Here is a 590-nt window from a genome sequence, read left to right on the forward strand (position 1 = left end):
GGACGCATCGCCTGCTTGGTCTCGACGTCGACGATCAGCTTGTCGAAGTCGGTGCGCTGCTCGACACGGGTCGCCTCGACCTTGTAGGTGACCTTGAGAACCGGCGAGTAGATGGAGTCGACCGGGATACGGCCGATCTCCTGGCCCACCTGCTTGTTCTGCACGGCGGAGACGTAACCGCGGCCACGCTCGACCGTCAGCTCCATCTCCAGCTTGCCCTTGCCGTTGAGCGTGGCGAGGACGAGGTCGGGGTTGTGCACCTCGACACCGGCCGGGGGCGCGATGTCGGCGGCGGTGACCAGACCCGGGCCCTGCTTGCGCAGGTACATCACGACCGGCTCGTCGTGCTCCGAGGAGACGACCAGCTGCTTGATGTTGAGGATCAGGTCGGTGACGTCCTCCTTGACGCCCGGCACGGTGGTGAACTCGTGCAGGACACCGTCGATCCGGATGCTGGTGACAGCAGCGCCGGGGATCGAGGAGAGGAGGGTACGGCGCAGGGAGTTGCCGAGGGTGTAGCCGAAGCCCGGCTCCAGCGGCTCGATCACGAACCGGGAGCGGAACTCGTCGACGACCTCTTCGGTCAACGA

1 protein-coding gene is annotated in these 590 nt (G+C 65.9%); it reads right to left on the reverse strand.

Annotated elements, in window-relative coordinates; translation table 11 throughout:
* On the reverse strand, nucleotides 1-590 hold a 590-nt coding region (gene rpoA / locus IO33_RS0141910; protein ID WP_209439020.1), incomplete at both ends, for a DNA-directed RNA polymerase subunit alpha.

The sequence above is a fragment of the Streptomyces durhamensis genome (assembly GCF_000725475.1).
Taxonomy (GTDB): Bacteria; Actinomycetota; Actinomycetes; order Streptomycetales; family Streptomycetaceae; genus Streptomyces; species Streptomyces filipinensis.